Below are 16,013 nucleotides of genomic sequence, written 5' to 3' on the forward strand. Positions count from 1 at the left end.
TTGACTGTTTATTCAATAAAAGCTAACATCCTCTCTTCCAAATTCAATGAGATTAGCTGAGTTCTTAAACATGGGGGATATTAATAATTATTTAAGCCCTGAGGAAATTGAAAGAATACCGGAAAAAACATTATGATGAAGAAGATGAAACCGATTATAAACGATTGATAAATGATTTAGGTTTAGCATAGAGGATATAAATAAACGATATGGTTGCTGTTTCGCGTTCCAAATTCAAAAAGATGACCCAAAATCCGGGGTCATCTTTTTTTATGTCTACTTCATCGTGAAATCCTCACCTCGATCATTAGTCCCAAAAACTTTGAAAGTCAGGACCCGAGCATTGTGAAATTAGTGCGCATTTCTTTTTGATATATTGATCATGCAGCAGCAATTCAAAGTGCTTTCTCCTCGTTCCAACAGGGCGGGAAAGCGGAAAAAACGAATTCGGGGGTTGGCCGTGAATAAAAATTGGATCTTTTACACCGTGATGTTCTCGCTTCTCATTGCAACGATAGGCGCGGCAGCAGTATTCTCCTACTCCGAGGAAAAAACCGCCGACGCGGTAGCATACAAGCTGACGGATGCCAAGCGTCCGACAGAAGGCATCCTGCTGGATGCCGGCAGCCTGAACGCCCCGCATACGAGCGCGAGCATTGTTCCAGAGTGGAAAGGAAGACAGCGCATCGCGCAGTGGAAGGAAGGCGATACGCTCGAATGGACGGTTAACGCAGCGGATGAGGGCGATTATGAGCTATCCCTTGGCTATTATCCGCTAAAAGGGAACGGACAGCCGATCGAGTTCATGCTCTATGTAGATGGTGAAGCGATCTCAGATCCGTATGCGCCGTTTGAACTTAACCGATTGTTCTACGATGAGCCGGGCGCGCTCAGGAAAAGCGGCGGAAACGAGCTGAGGCCCAAGCAGCTTGAAGGTGAAGTTTGGCTTCACACGAAAGTGGCTGCTGCAGGAGAGATGGAAGATGGACCTTTGCGCCTCTCACTGAAAAAGGGCGAGCATGTCATCAGGCTTGAAAATGAGAGAGAGAGTGCAGCCGTTGATTATCTCCAGCTGACAAAGGTGGCGAATGCACGCGATTATGCGGGTTACAAAGCTTCGCAGAATGCCGGCGCCGCTGCTGAAAACAGCAAAGCGTTCATTACGGTTCAAGCGGAGCACGCTTATGCCAAGTCGGCTTCAGGCTTGTTCCCGACGACCGACAGAACGTCGCCGTTAACGACGCCGTATAGTCCGACGCTGCTCCGAATCAATACGATCGGCGGCAGCAACTGGGACAGCCCAGGCCAGTGGATCAGTTATAAATTCGAGGTGCCGGAGGATGGCTGGTACAAAATCGGCATTCGTTATCACCAGAACGAGGTTAAGGGATCATTCGTTTCCAGGAAGATCGAGCTGGACGGCAGCGTGCCGTTTAAGGAAATGAACGCTGTCCGTTTTCCTTATGAATTGAAGTGGGACATCATGGAGCTGGGTGAAGAAACGGGGGAGCCTTACCTTTATTACCTCGCGAAGGGCGAGCATGAGCTTAAGCTGGAAGTCACGCTTGGCGATATGGCCGGCGCAGTGAAAAATATTCAGCAAATGGTATACGACCTCAATCAAATTTATCGCAAAATCGTGATGATAACAGGCGTTAAGCCTGACGTCTACCGCGATTACGATATTGATAAAAGCGTACCCGGCCTGATCGGGCAGTTCCAGAAGCTTTCCGCTCAAATGAAAGAAGAGGCAGTTAGACTCGATGAAATGTCCGGACAAGCGAATGCAGGCTCCAGAACGTTAAAACTGCTTGCTCTTCAGCTTAACGGCTTCATCGACCGGCCGGACCAAATTCCGAAGCGGCTCGAAAATTACAAAACGAATATTACCGCTTTAGCAGATTGGATGCTGAGCGCCATGAAGCAGCCGCTGGAGCTAGATTATTTGTATATTGCCGCTAAAGATAACGAACGGCCGAAGGCGGAAGCGGGGCTTCTTGCGCAAAGCGTCCATGAGATTCGCGCGTTCGCAGGCTCGTTCCTGCAAAATTACGATTCGATGGAAGGCAGCGAGGAGGCAGAGCGCTCCATTCAAGTCTGGACGGGTCTCGGCCGTGACCAAGCGTTCGTGTTAAAGCGGTTAATCGATGAATCCTTCATCCCCGAGACAGGAATTAGCGTCAATCTGAATCTCGTCGGCACCTCCCTTGTAACGGCCGTCATGGCGGGCGAAGGGCCGGACGTCAATCTATTTACAAGCCGCGGCGATACGATGAACTTAGCTGTGCGCGGAGCGCTGACTCCGCTGGATCAGTTCAGCGAGTTTGAATCCATGAAGAAGGAATATATGGACTCCGCATTCGTTCCATACCAGTACAAAGGCAGCACCTTCGCCATTCCGGATGATCAAGAATTTTTTATGCTGTTCTACCGGAAAGATGTGCTGAAGGAGCTTGGCATCGAACCTCCGCAAACATGGGAGGAGCTTCTCAAGATCGCTCCCGTGCTGCAAAACAATAATATGCAAATCGGCTTGCCATACGAGAATCTGGATGCATTCCAACTGTTGACCAAAGGTATCGGATCGCTGAATTTGTTCCCGACGCTTCTCATGCAAAGCGGAAGCGGCATCTACAATGCCAAAGAAGACGGAACCCGTTTCGACGAGCCGCAGGCGTTCACAGCCTTCAAGCATTGGACGGATTTCTACAACCTGTACGATTATCCGCTCTATAAGGATGATTTCAACCGGTTCCGCACCGGCGAGATGCCGATCGTCGTCTCGACCTACAAGCTTTATACCCGCTTAGCGGCAGCGGCGCCGGAAATAACCGGCACTTGGGACATGGTGCCGATTCCGGGCATGAAACAAGAAGGCGGAAAGATTGACCGCTCGACGGGCGCGACGGGCACAGCATCCATTATTTTGAAGGATGCCAAAAATGCGGATGACGCATGGGCTTTCATGCAGTGGTTCAACCGGCCGGAAATTCAAAGCCAATTCGTCAGCCAGCTGGAAAATGAGATGGGCGTGCTGGGCAGAAGAGTGCCGGCCAATCTGATCTCGTTCGAATCGACAAACTGGAGCCGCGCCGAGCAGGCGAATCTAATCGCGCAGTGGAAGCAGGTTAAAGAAATTCCAGAGCTTCCGGGCGGCTATTATACGTCAAGAAACATCGATAACGCGTTCCGTGAGGTCGTGTTCCAAATGGGCAATGCAAGGGAAAGCCTCTTCTATTGGAACAAGGACATCAATGAAGAAATTAAACGAAAAAGGTATGAATTCGGGGTGGAGCAATGAAAAAATCGATAACCCAAACGATCGGCAGACATAAGGAAAGCTATTTACTGATGACGCCGTACATGATTTTCTTTCTGCTCTTCACGATCCTTCCTGTCGTGCTGTCGATTGTACTCGGTTTTACGTATTACAACATGATCGAGCCGCCGCGCTTCATCGGCTGGTACAACTACATCCGGCTGTTTCTGGATGACGACATCTTTATCATTGCCGTCAAGAACACGTTGTTTTTCGCCTTTGTCACCGGGCCTGTCAGTTATGTGCTCAGCTTCCTGGTCGCTTGGATGATCAACGATCTGTCCAAAACGCTGCGCTCCATTGCGACGACCGTGTTCTATATCCCGACGATTATCGGAATATCCGTGTTCCCGATGTGGCGGCTCATTTTCAGCCCGGATGCTTACGGCTATTTGAACGGCATGCTGATGGGGCTGGGAATCATAAGCGATCCTATCGCATGGCTGCTGGATAAGGAATACATTTTGCTCATTCTGATCGTCGTTCAGCTATGGATGAGTCTAGGCATAAGCTTCCTCGCCTTCGTGGCAGGTTTGCAAACGGTAGACCGCAGCTTGTATGAAGCGGGCGTAGTGGACGGCATTAAAAACCGGTTTCAGGAGCTGTGGTACATTACGCTGCCGTCCATGATTCCGCAGTTGATCTTCGGAGCGGTCATGCAGATCGTCATCTCCTTCAGCGTAGCGGATGTATCCATCCAGCTTGCAGGGTTTCCGAGTACGGACTATGCGGGCGAAACGATGGTTACCCACGTTATGGATTACGGCAGTATCCGTTACGAGATGGGATATGCCTCCGCCATGGCGGTCGTGCTGTTCTTCATGATGGTGTTCACGAACCGGCTCGTAACGAAAATATTGCAAAAGGTTGGAATTTGATCGCAGGAGGACATCCATGTTCACGATAACTACCAAAAAATCCGGCATGAAAGCAAGGCGGTCATTAGCCGGCAACATCGCGATATTCGGATTCGTGGCGCTTCTCGGTCTTTTCTCCGCGTTTCCGTTCATCTTCGCTGTTATTACGTCGCTGAAGCCGATTGACGAGCTGCTGCAATTTCCGCCGAGCCTGATCGTCATGAGGCCGACATTCAATAACTTTACGGATTTATTCCAGCTGGCATCCAATATGTGGGTGCCGTTGTCCCGGTACATTTTTAATACGGCGCTTATATCTATCGTCGGTACGGTGCTGCATGTGCTGTTTGCGGCCATGGCGGCTTACCCGCTTGCGAAGCACAAGTTCCCGGGAAAAAATATTTTGTTCTCCATTATTGTCATGGCGCTCATGTTTGTCCCTCAGGTGACATTCATTCCGCAATTCGTGCTCATGTCGCAGCTTGACATCGTGAACACCTACTCGGCATTGATTCTGCCATGGATCGGCGCTTCACTCGGGCTGTTCCTCATGAAGCAGTTTATCGAGCAGCTGCCCGATGCGATCCTGGAGGCGGCGCGCATTGACGGCGCAAGCGAGTTTAAAACGTTTTTCTCGATCATCTGGCCGAATTCGACGCCTGCAATAATGACGGTTGTCATCTTTCAATTCATTAATCTTTGGAACTACGCGCCGAAGGAGCTTATTTTCGATGAATCACTCAAGGTGTTCCGGATGGCGCTTGAGCAAATCGTGGCAGGCGACCCTATCGCGAGGATGGGTGCCGGGTCTGCCGCAGCGGTCATTCTGATGATCCCGCCCATTATCGTATTTATATTGCTGCAAAGGAAGGTCGTGGAGACGATGACCTTCGCGGGGATCAAATGATGGAGATTAGAGGTGGAGCCATGAAAATCAAAATTGTGCTGGCTGCTGCGCTGCTTCTCCCGATACTCGCCGCAGCGCCGTTAACCGTAAAGGCCGAAGCGCCTTACCAGTCTTATGTATACGACGAATGGGATAAATCGAAAGCGGCCCCGGCCAGCTATTTGCCTGAGCGTACGTATTCGGGAATCCAGGCAGGAGCCGGAGCGTTCAGCGAGCCGCAGGATCTGTTCGTGGACAAGAGCAACGCGATCTATATCGCGGACACCGGCAATAAACGAATTGTGAAGCTGAATGACCGCTTCGAGACGGTTGACATTATCGACAAGCTCGAATGGAACGGCAAAGAAACGACGCTTGCCTCCCCTATGGGACTGTTTGTTGCAAATGAAGGCACAATGTATATCGCGGATAAGGATAGCGGCCGAATCCTTCGTGTAGGAGCGGATAAGAAGGTGCAGCTTGTCATTGAGAAGCCGGCTGATCCGCTCATCCCGGAAGGTTTTCAATTCAAGCCGACAAAAGTGGCCGTGGACAATGCAGGGCGGATTTATGTGCTGTCGGAAGGACAGTTCTACGGCCTTATGCAGTTTAACAGCGAGGGGAAATTTACAGGCTACTTCGGAAGTAACCGGGTGGAAGTGACGCCGGCCGTCGTGCTCGAGACGTTCTGGAAAAACCTGCTCTCGAAGGAGCAGCGCTCGGCGATGATGAAACTGCTGCCGATTGAGTACTCGAACCTTGACATCGGTTATGACAACTTCGTCTATACGACGACGATTATATCCAAAAACTCGCGGGAAGAGATCAAGAAGCTGAACCCGCTTGGCAACAACGTTCTGATGGGCCAGCTGGGAGCGGCCGATTTCGGCGACAAGGAATTTTCCTTCAAGCAGGGGGTGAAGCAGGATACGTCGTTCGTCGATCTCAGCGTCGATGCGGACGGCTTCATCGCCGGGCTTGACCGGACGAGGGGACGCGTATTCGAATACGATTCCGAAGGCAATCCGATCGCGGTATTCGGCTCGCTCGGCAATCAGAAGGGAACGTTTCTCCAGCCTTCGGCGGTGGCTTATTGGAAGGGCGAGGTGCTGGTGCTCGACACGGCGAAGCGCAATATAACAAGGTTTGCGCTTTCGGAGTACGGCGCTCTGGTGCGCAAAGCGACGGTGCTTTACAACCAGGGGCTATACGAGGAAGCCGCCGTAATCTGGCAGTCCGTGGCGAAGAGAAATGCCTATAACAGTATAGCCTATGTAGGCATTGCTAAGGCGCTCGATAAGGAAGGGAGCTATGACGAGGCGCTTTCCTATTACCGGCAAGGAACGGACCGGTCCGGCTATTCCGATACGTTCGGACAAATCCGGATGCAAACGGTGCGCGACAATCTGCCGCTCATCATGACGATTTTCATCTTCGCGCTTGCCGGCTATTACGGCTTTAAGGCCGTTAGCGCAGCAAGGAACAAGAGACGAAGGGAGGTTAGCCGATGATAGCTGCGGCTGTATCGCCAAAAAAACTAAATCCGTTCAGCGCTTTGCTTCATCCTTTTGACAGCTTTAATGCTGTCAAGGAGGAGGGCAAAGGCTCGCTGCTTGCATCGGGTATGATCGTGCTTGTCTTTTTCATCGCTTCGATCTTCAAGCGGCAGAGCACGGGCTACACGTTTAACCTGTCCGATCTAAGCGCCTTGAACGTATGGCTGATCGCGGCCAAAACGATCGTGCTGTATGCGCTTTGGGTTGCGGGCAACTGGGCGGTTGCAACGTGGATGGACGGCGAGGGCAAAGCGAAGCAAATCGCGATCATCAGCGCGTACGCCATCGTTCCTTATGTGGCGGCGGTTATCGTTTCGACGCTGCTCAGCAGGGTGCTTGTACAAGAGGAGGGCATGTTCCTCGGCTATATAACGACATTAGCGATGATATGGAGCGCGGTTCTGATGTTTATCGGCATGCTAACCATTCATGATTACGGAGCGGTTAAGACGCTTCAATCGTTCGCTATGACGTTCGCGGCAATGGGAATCGTTATTTTCCTGGCGGTGCTGTTCTATACGCTGTTCCAGCAGGTGTATGTGTTCATCTACACGGTATATAACGAAATGCTGTTCCGCTTATGAGGCAGAACGTTGATCAGAAAGGGGAAGGCAGCATGAAATTGCGAATATGGACGGCTATCATGGCGGCAATGCTGCTTGTTACAGCCGTAACGGGCGGCGTAGAAGTTAATTTTGCGGCGGGCCAGACGAAAAAAGCGGAGCAAAGCGGCGATAAGATTCGGGCTGCAGATACCGGCAGGCTTACGCTCGATTATGTGCCGGCCACAGCCGAGATTATCGTGACGGATACGGCATCGGGAGCTGTCTGGACGAGCAATCCGGCCGGCCGGGAAGCGGATAAGCTGGCCAAGGGCGCCAAAAAAATGGATCTGTCCGCACAGCTGCTGCTCGATTACGTGGATAACCAAAATAAGCCGTTTCAACTCAACAGCTTTACGGGAAGCGTCAAGGAAGCGGCACCGGCATGGAGCAAGGTGCAGGGCGGCATTGAAGTGACGTATCAGTTTCCGAAAGCAGGCTTCACGGTGCCCGTCCGGTATACGCTTAGCGGCGATGCATTGTCGGCGGCGATCATAACGGAAGGCGTTAAGCAGGAGGATAAGTTCAAACTTGTCAGCATTAGTCTGCTTCCGTTCTTCGGGGCGGCCGGCAGTGCGAATGAAGGTTATTTGTTCGTACCGGATGGCAGCGGAGCGCTAATCAACTTCAACAACAGCAAAAGCAGCTACAAAAGCTATAACGAACGGGTTTACGGCGGGGACCAGGCGCTGGATTATCCGAGTAAAACGGATCAGAAGGAGACGGTCAGGCTGCCCGTGTTCGGCATGAAGAAGGATGACGCGGCCTTTATCGCGGTCATTCATAAAGGCGCTTACCAGGCGGGCATTACGGCCGAGGTGAGCGGCAAGAACAATTCGTACAATAACGTCTTCAGCTATTTGAACCTGATCGAATTCGAAACGAATCTGCTGCTGGAAGGAACCTTGAACGAGAAGCAGGTTACCCGTGCTTCGCAGTCGATGACGGGCGGCGTAGATTACGAGGTCATGTATTACTTCCTAAACGGAAAGGACGCGAATTACGCGGGGATGGCAGGCAAGTATCGCAGCTATTTGCAACATGAGCTTGGCGTAAAGCCTGCGTCCTTGCAAGCTGCAGCGGACGGGAAGCAGCTTCCGGTGCTCGTGGACTTTGTCGGCGGCGTAAAGAAGAAAGCAACGTTTCTAGGTGTACCTTACAACACGGTAGAAGTGCTTACGTCCTTTAAGGATGCCGGCAAGGCGGCGGATCGCTTGCTGGCGGACGGGATCTCGAACTTATCGGTCCGGCTTGAGGGCTGGGCGGCGGGCGGCGCGAAGGATGAAATTCCAGTCTCGCTTGATGCGGAAGGAAAGCTTGGCGGGAACAAAGGATTCAAAGCGCTGGCTAAAAATCTGGAGTCGAAGGGCGTTGCTTTCTACCCCGCTGCGGATCCGGTCAAAATGTATGAAGGCGGCAACGGCTTCAGCAAGTTTTGGGATGCTGCCAAAGGCATCAGCCGTGCTCCGGTGCTGAAATATGATTACCGTTTGAGCGATCAAACGAAAAACAAGGATTTGAAGCTTTGGTATTTGCTGAAGCCGACATCGGTGAATGAGGCGGTTGACCGCTTTACCGCTGCCGCGGCAAAGGGCGGCCTGAAGCATGCTTCGCTGCAAACGGTCGGCTCGATTATCTATTCGGACTTCCGGCGCGACAGCCAGCCGAAGAATGTGACGGGCGCCGTATGGGAAAGCGGCCTGCAGAAGGGGCAAAGGAATCTTGGCGGCTTGATGTTCGATCAGCCGAATGCGTACACCTTCCCGTATGCGCAAAGCTTGTCCGACGTTCCGCTGTTCTCAAGCGGCTTTGACTCGGAGGATGAGGAGGTTCCGTTCTACAGCATTGCGCTAAGCGGACTGCTGCCTGCCTACAGCGAGCCTGTTAATCTCTCGAGCATGCCGCAGCGCTATATGCTGAAATTGATCGAAACCGGCACATATCCTGCCTTTAAGTTTATCGCAAGAGACTCCGCGCTGCTGACAGGAACTGAATACGATTCCCTGTACAGCGCCGATTTCAATCTGCTTTATGAGGATATGAAGGTGCAATATAATCACTTGAACAAAGCGCTTGGCGAAGTAGCGGGAATAGCGATTACGAACCATGAGAAGCTGCAGGACGGCGTATACCGCACAACGTTCGAAAACGGCAAAACAGCTGTCGTTAATTACAACAATGAGGGAGCTGCCGTTGGCGCTGATCAAATTCCGGCGCTCAGCTACCTCATCCGTTAGGAGGTGAACGCATGATTAAACAACTACGAGCTTTGCCGTATACGAAGAAAAAAGAACTGTACGGCTTTCTATTCGTGCTTCCCTGGGTGCTCGGCTTTATCTTGTTTTTCGCAAAGCCGTTGTTCACGTCGCTTCTTTATTCGTTTCAAAACATGGAGATGACGCCAGAAGGGCTGCGCGGTGTATTTATCGGCTGGGACAATTTCGAGTACGCCTTGTTCAAGGACCCGGCTTTCATCAGAGAAGCGGCTAATTCATTCATCAACATGCTTTACGGCGTTCCGCTGATCCTCGTGTACAGCCTGTTTGTGGCCGTGCTCTTGAAAAAAAAGTTTCGCGGCAGAGGGTTCATGCGCGCTGTATCCTTCCTTCCAGTCATTATCGCCTCGGGCGTACTGATGCAAATTTTGAAGGAGGATGTGTTCTCGGAAGGGATGCGGGGCGGAGCGGGAAGCGTGTATTTGTTCACGGGAGCCGGTATTAACGGCATCCTGCAGGAGCTTGGGCTGGGGGCGCAGCTGATTGAAATTTTCAATAACGTGATCGCCCGCATTTTTGACCTGACATGGCGGTCCGGCGTGCAGGTGCTGCTCTTTCTGGCAGGGCTGCATGCCATTCCGGGATATTTGTACGAAGCTTCTTCGATCGAAGGGGCGAGGCCTTGGGAGCAGTTTTGGAAAATAACGCTGCCGATGCTGACGCCGATGATGATGCTGAATATCATCTATACGATTATCGACACGTTCACGGATTACGGCAACAGCGTCATTCTGATGATTTACAATACGGCTTTCTCGCAGGTCAGGTTCGGTTACAGCAGTGCGCTCGCGTGGCTGTATTGCCTGCTGATTGCCGTGTTCCTTGGCGCTGTCTATATGCTGCTCAAGAAACGCATCGTCTACATGCAGGATTAAACGGAAAGCGGGGAACCCGAATTGAAGGCAATCATTCAGAAAAAGCAGCTGAAACGGGGCAGGAAGATTTTCTCTTCCGTCATTCGCTTCGCTCTTCTTGCGGCACTGGCATATCAACTGCTCTATCCGCTGCTTTACATGCTCAGCATGGCGCTCCGCCGTCCGGAGGAGGCGATGGACCCGAGCGTCATCTGGGTGCCGAAAAATTTTACATTAAGCAATTTCACCGACGCGCTGCGCGTCATGGACTTCTGGGACGCGCTGCAAAACAGCATGATCATCGGCATCGGCTGCGGGCTTCTGGATGTATTGTCCTGCGCCTTCGTCGCTTATGGATTCGCGAGATTTAAATTCCGGTTTTCGGGACTTTTGTTCACGCTCGTCATCTTGACGCTGGTCGTGCCGGTGCAAACCATTATATTGCCGCTCTACGCGGACATGAAGTACTTCGATGCCTTTGGCATCATGAAGCTGACATCGGCGGTGACGGGCGGCCCTGATTCCATCAGTCTTGTCGGCAGCTACTGGGCGTTCTACCTGCCGTCGATGCTCGGCATGGGTCTCCGCTCCGGATTATATATTTTCATCTTCCGGCAGTTTTTCAAAGGGATGCCAAACGAGCTGGAAGATGCGGCTTATATGGACGGCTGCGGACCGTTCAAAACCTTCTTTACCGTCATGCTTCCGAATGCGAAGAACGCGATCATTACCGTCTTTCTATTCTCCTTCGTCTGGCATTGGAACGAGTTCTACATGTCGAACCTGCTGCTTGGCAACTTGAAGAAAAACTTTGCGATCGCCTTATCCTCGCTGCGGGTTGATTTGCAGTCCGTCGTCAATGTGCAGACGATCAGCGATCCGCTTGTTATCGTCACGCGAATTCAGGCAGGCGCTTTGCTCGCGATCCTGCCGCTGTTCATTCTTTATTTGGTCACGCAGCGCTACTTCACGGACAGCATCGAGCATGTTGCGATTAAATAATGAAAGTGAGCCGGTTAGAACTGTTCATGAAGGGAGGCGAGGCCCGGAAGTTGACGCCCAGATTAAGAACAATCCGCGTTAAAAACAAAAATGTCAGGCACGCAAACAAGTTTACTCAAATAAGGGGAGGTTTTTTTAAATGGTCAAAAATATGAAATCACTCGCGCTGATGCTGGCAGCTATTATGATGATCGTCACGGTAATGGCCGGCTGCTCCGCCAATAACGGCGGCAATGCAAAAACAAATGAAGGCGCTGCAAATAGCGGCGGCAGCAAGCCGGAAGCAACGGAAGAGACAAAAGAAGAAGCGGCTAAGCTCGACAACGGCAATATTACGATTTTATACCACACATCCAAAGAGCAGTATGAACAGAATAAAGCGGCAAACCCGGCTGCCTATGACGCGGTATGGGAGACAGTACCGCAGTTCGAGCAGGCATACGGCGGTAAAGTAAACGTAATCACGGTACCATGGGGCGACCAAAAGTCGACGCTTATCTCGATGGTCAACGCAGGCGATCAAGTTGACGTAGCGCAGGCAAACGACCAAAACTTCCCTGTATATCCTTTGAAAAAGATCGTTCAGCCGCTTGATCAATATATGGATTTGGCAGATCCGCTCTGGAACGCATCGGTTACGAAAGCGTTCACATTCGGCGGCAAGCCGTATGCGGCAGGCGCAGGCGCTGCTCCAATCGTCATCTACTACAACAAAACGCTGTTTGACAACAATGGCGTGAAATCGCCAGGCGAGCTTTACAGCGAAGGCAACTGGAACTGGGATACGTTCCGCACGACTGCTCTTGAGCTTACGCAGGATACGGACGGCGACGGCAAAAACGACCAATTCGGCTTTGGCTGGTGGGATGCAGGCTATCCGCTGATGGTTGCGTCGAACGGCGTGACATCTCTTTCTTACAATGAGGACGGCTCGATTACGTCGAATTATGAGTCTGACAACATGAAGGAAGCGATGCAGTTCACGCAGGATGCGCTGCTTAAGGACAAATTTATCGATAAGGACAAAGAAGGCGACTACTTCAATGCGGAGTTCAAAAACGGCAAGCTGGCTATGACGGCAGAATACGGCTTCGGCGGCTTCACCGTCTTTAAAAGCGACTACGAAATCGATTTTGTACCGGTTCCGACAGGTCCAAAAGGCACGAAGGATGTTGGTCCGGGCGGCATGTCCGGCTGGTCGATCCCGACGGTATCGAAAAACCCGCAGGGCGCTGCCGTTTTCATCAAGATGATATCCGAGAACGAAATGAAGGTGGCTACAGAAAATAATGTGAAGCAGTTTGGCCAAGAGAAGGTTGATCAAATGAACGAGCTTGGCGGCAAAATCCTATTCACGCCGATCGGAGTAGAGAAGTACTGGGATGCCAACACAGCTGCTTTGACAGGCATCAAGGACGGCACGCCGGTAGGGACGTTCGCGGCTACAGCCAAAGCGATGCTGGAGGAAGGCATTAAAATTACGCTGACTCAATAAGTAGAACAGCACTTTATCCGCCGTCATGCACGCATGGCGGCGGGTATCGTTATAAGCGCATAGACAGGAGGAGAATGATATTTTTACTAGAATGCCGAAGGCGCTTATGGTTGCCGCGATTTGCTTGGCCGCTGCTGCCTTGGTTAGCTCATGCAGCGGAGAAGAGACGAGAAAGCCTGGCGTGACGGCGTCACCTAACGCGACGGCTGCTGCGGAGTCTGCCGCTACGGCAGCGCCGGCAGCTGAGGCAAAGCAAGCGGAGGACCGGTTGTTCTGGAAGCCGCCCGAGGGCTGGGTCGGCGATGTGATGCCGTTTAACGATAACGGTCAAATCCATTTATTTTATTTGCAGGACTGGCGTGACGGCGCGCCGGGCTTTCATCCGTGGCATCTTGCTTCGACGGCTAATTTGACGGACTATACGTACGCCGGGGAGTCGATCCCGTTCGGAGAAGAGCAGGAGCAGGACCTCGCGCTTGGCACGGGCAGCGTCATTAAAGCGGGTGATACGTATCATGCTTATTATACCGGCCACAATTGGAAATTCCCGCAGGAGGGCAAGCCAAAGGAAGCCATGATGCATGCGGTCAGTAAAGATTTGAAAACCTGGACGAAGGTGGAAGAAGATACCTTTTACGCGCCTGCGGGCTATGAAAGAGACGATTTCAGGGATCCGTATGTCCTGTTTAACGAGGCGCAGAGCGAGTATTGGATGCTGGTTAGCGCAAGGAAGGAAGGCGCAGGCGGCGTCATCGCGGTATTCGCTTCCAAGGACCTCAGCAAGTGGGAGCTTCGCGAGCCGCTCTCGGTCGAGGCAGCATCCTCTTTCTTCATGCTGGAATGTCCGGATGTTTTCCGGATGAACGGCAAATGGGTTCTCGTCTTCTCCGAATTCAGCGACAAGAAGGCAACGCATTACCGCATAAGCGATTCGCTTAACGGTCCTTGGCTGAAGCCGGATAAGGATGTGTTTGACGGCAGAGCGTTTTATGCGGGAAAAACCGGGAGCCTTGGAGAGAGGCGGTTCCTGTTCGGTTGGGTGCCTACGCGCCAGCTGGAGAAGGATTATATGAAATGGGACTGGGCCGGCAATATGGTCGCGCATGAGTTGACGCTTGGCAAGGATGGCAGTCTTGGCGTAAAGGTGCCGGATGAGGTGGACCGCTTATTGTCGAAGAAGGCGGAGCTTGGAGCTGCTCGCCAGCTTGGCAGTGTAACCGAAAATGGCGACGAGACGCTGCTTGACGGAGAGGCAGGCGCAGGAGGCATTATTTTCGGCCAAATGCCGCAAACGGCGAAGATTACCGGAACAGTCCGGTTCGATGAGAAGGTCGTTTACAGCGGCCTTGTTGCTGGCGTAGGCGAAGAGCCTGAGAAGGCATACGGCATTCAGATCGAGCCTGCCAAGGATCGGATTCGCTATGATGCGGCGAACGGCGAAACGCTTCCCTCGATAGAGCCGGATGTACAGGTGCCGGTTGACTTTGAGCCGGGTGTGGATTACCCGTTCACGATCGTGATCGAAAACGATGTGGCCGTTTTTTATATCGGCGATAGCGCGCTTACGACTAGAATTTACAAAATGCCGGGGCAGGCCTGGGGCTGGTACTCAAGAGGCGGTAAAACAACGCTTTCGAAGCTTGCGCTCTACGTTCCGGCGGCTTAAGAAAACGTTACACGGGGGGATCAGCGTGACCGAGTTATTCAAGGAGCCGTACCGGCCGCAGTACCATCTAACGCCGCCGCATGGACCGATGAGCGATCCGAACGGCATGGTGTATTACGAGGGTGTGTACCATCAGTTTTATCAGTTTACGGGAAGATGGGGGCATGCGGTCAGCCGCGATCTCATTCATTGGGAGCATCTGCCGCTCGCGCTTGAAGCCGATGAGCTTGGCGACATATGGTCGGGCTCCTGCGTCGTGGATAAGCAGGATTCGAGTGGCTTGTTCGGCGGCGAAGCAGGGCTGGTCGCGATATTTACCCATTATAAGGACGGCTTGCAATCGCAAAGTATCGCTTACAGCCGTGACAATGGAAGCAGCTGGACCAAATATGCCGGCAATCCCGTCCTCCCTAATCCGGGTGTTCGCGACTTCCGCGATCCTAAGGTGCTGTGGCATGAGGCGAGCGGCAAATGGGTGATGGTCGTCTCCGTTGACAAAAGGGTTCATTTCTACTCATCCGGCAATTTGACAGAGTGGCACTTCGAGAGCGAATTCGGCGAGGGTCAAGGCTCTCAGGCCGCCGTATGGGAATGCCCCGATCTGTTTCAGCTTCCGGTAAAGGGTGATTCCGGACGCCGGAAATGGGTGCTGCACGTCAGCATTGGCGATAACGGGGAAACGGACGGATCAACAGCGCAATATTTTATCGGCGAGTTTGACGGACGCCGCTTCGTAAACGATGATGCGACAGGCATGCAAATCCGCTGGACCGATTACGGCCAAGATTTTTATGCAGCGGTCACCTACTCGGATATTCCGCAGGAGGACGGCCGCACCATTTGGCTCGGCTGGACGTCTAATTGGAAATATCCGTTTGCAGGACCGACAGAGCCGTGGAAGGGCGGCATGTCGATCCCCCGCGCGCTTGAGCTGAGGACCGCAGCTGACGGCGCGATCACAATTATCCAGCAGCCGATCGACGAGCTAAAGAGGCTGAGAATGGATGCGCTGCGGCTAACTTCCGTGGAGGCGGCGGATCAGGCAGTAAAGCTGGACTTTCAAGGCACCTCATATGAGCTAATCGCGACGATCGAGTGGGAGGCTGCCGATATGTTCGGCTTCCGCGTGCTTTGCGCGGATACAGGGTCCGAGGCGACGGTTATTGGCTGCGAACCGTCGAATCAGACGATATTTGTGGATCGGATGCAATCCGGCAAGAGCGATTTCATTAATCGCGGAGGCGAACCGTTTCATTTTGGCAAGCGGTTTGCCGCGCCTCATCAGGCAGCTCATAACCGCATTAAGCTGCATGCTTTTGTCGATGAGTCTGTCGTTGAGCTGTTTGTTGATGACGGGGAAACGGTATTTACGACGCTCTTGTATCCGTCACCCGGGAGTCATGGACTAGAGTTATTCGCGAGCGGCGGGACTGCCTTGTTCCGAACGGTTGACGTCTATAGAATGCAGTCTATTTGGAAATAGAAAAATAGCAAGCAAGG

11 protein-coding genes are annotated in these 16,013 nt (G+C 52.3%); all 11 read left to right on the forward strand.

What is annotated here, in order from left to right; all coding sequences use genetic code 11:
• Window positions 1-460 precede the first annotated feature (460 nt).
• The 11 genes from AC0YNZ_RS24565 (at window position 461) to AC0YNZ_RS24615 (ending at window position 15,996) form a co-directional block, all read left to right on the forward strand.
• Window positions 461-3,301 carry an extracellular solute-binding protein gene (locus tag AC0YNZ_RS24565; protein WP_475829117.1) on the forward strand — a complete coding sequence of 947 codons (2,841 nt, stop codon included), beginning with the start codon at window positions 461-463 and terminating at the stop codon, window positions 3,299-3,301.
• Entirely contained in the window at window positions 3,298-4,197 is a 900-nt protein-coding gene (locus tag AC0YNZ_RS24570) for a carbohydrate ABC transporter permease (protein WP_475829118.1), read from the forward strand. Before AC0YNZ_RS24565 ends, AC0YNZ_RS24570 begins: the two co-directional genes overlap by 4 nt.
• A gap of 16 nt (window positions 4,198-4,213) precedes the next feature.
• Entirely contained in the window at window positions 4,214-5,083 is an 870-nt protein-coding gene (locus AC0YNZ_RS24575; RefSeq protein ID WP_475829119.1) for a carbohydrate ABC transporter permease, read from the forward strand.
• Between the two features lie 20 nt (window positions 5,084-5,103).
• A complete protein-coding gene (locus tag AC0YNZ_RS24580) occupies window positions 5,104-6,573 on the forward strand; it encodes a hypothetical protein (RefSeq protein ID WP_475829120.1) in 1,470 nt (489 codons plus the stop codon).
• The gene (locus AC0YNZ_RS24585; protein ID WP_475829121.1) at window positions 6,570-7,202 is read left to right on the forward strand and encodes a Yip1 family protein; all 633 of its coding nucleotides are present in this window, start codon (window positions 6,570-6,572) and stop codon (window positions 7,200-7,202) included. Before AC0YNZ_RS24580 ends, AC0YNZ_RS24585 begins: the two co-directional genes overlap by 4 nt.
• A gap of 32 nt (window positions 7,203-7,234) precedes the next feature.
• Window positions 7,235-9,457, forward strand: a complete 2,223-nt coding sequence (locus AC0YNZ_RS24590) for a DUF5696 domain-containing protein (protein WP_475829122.1) — start codon at window positions 7,235-7,237, stop codon at window positions 9,455-9,457.
• Between the two features lie 11 nt (window positions 9,458-9,468).
• Window positions 9,469-10,371 carry a carbohydrate ABC transporter permease gene (locus tag AC0YNZ_RS24595; RefSeq protein WP_110771595.1) on the forward strand — a complete coding sequence of 301 codons (903 nt, stop codon included), beginning with the start codon at window positions 9,469-9,471 and terminating at the stop codon, window positions 10,369-10,371.
• 21 nt (window positions 10,372-10,392) lie between these two features.
• Window positions 10,393-11,352 carry a carbohydrate ABC transporter permease gene (locus AC0YNZ_RS24600; protein WP_475829123.1) on the forward strand — a complete coding sequence of 320 codons (960 nt, stop codon included), beginning with the start codon at window positions 10,393-10,395 and terminating at the stop codon, window positions 11,350-11,352.
• 139 nt (window positions 11,353-11,491) lie between these two features.
• On the forward strand, window positions 11,492-12,847 hold the full coding sequence (locus tag AC0YNZ_RS24605) for an ABC transporter substrate-binding protein (RefSeq protein ID WP_475829124.1): 1,356 nt from the start codon (window positions 11,492-11,494) through the stop codon (window positions 12,845-12,847).
• Between the two features lie 91 nt (window positions 12,848-12,938).
• Window positions 12,939-14,513 (forward strand): hypothetical protein, encoded by a 1,575-nt coding sequence (locus tag AC0YNZ_RS24610; RefSeq protein WP_475829125.1) that lies wholly within the window; start codon window positions 12,939-12,941, stop codon window positions 14,511-14,513.
• Between the two features lie 25 nt (window positions 14,514-14,538).
• Window positions 14,539-15,996 carry a glycoside hydrolase family 32 protein gene (locus AC0YNZ_RS24615; RefSeq protein ID WP_475829126.1) on the forward strand — a complete coding sequence of 486 codons (1,458 nt, stop codon included), beginning with the start codon at window positions 14,539-14,541 and terminating at the stop codon, window positions 15,994-15,996.
• The last annotated feature ends 17 nt before the right edge of the window (window positions 15,997-16,013 follow it).

The sequence above is a fragment of the Paenibacillus sp. J2L1-98 genome, from assembly GCF_056269405.1.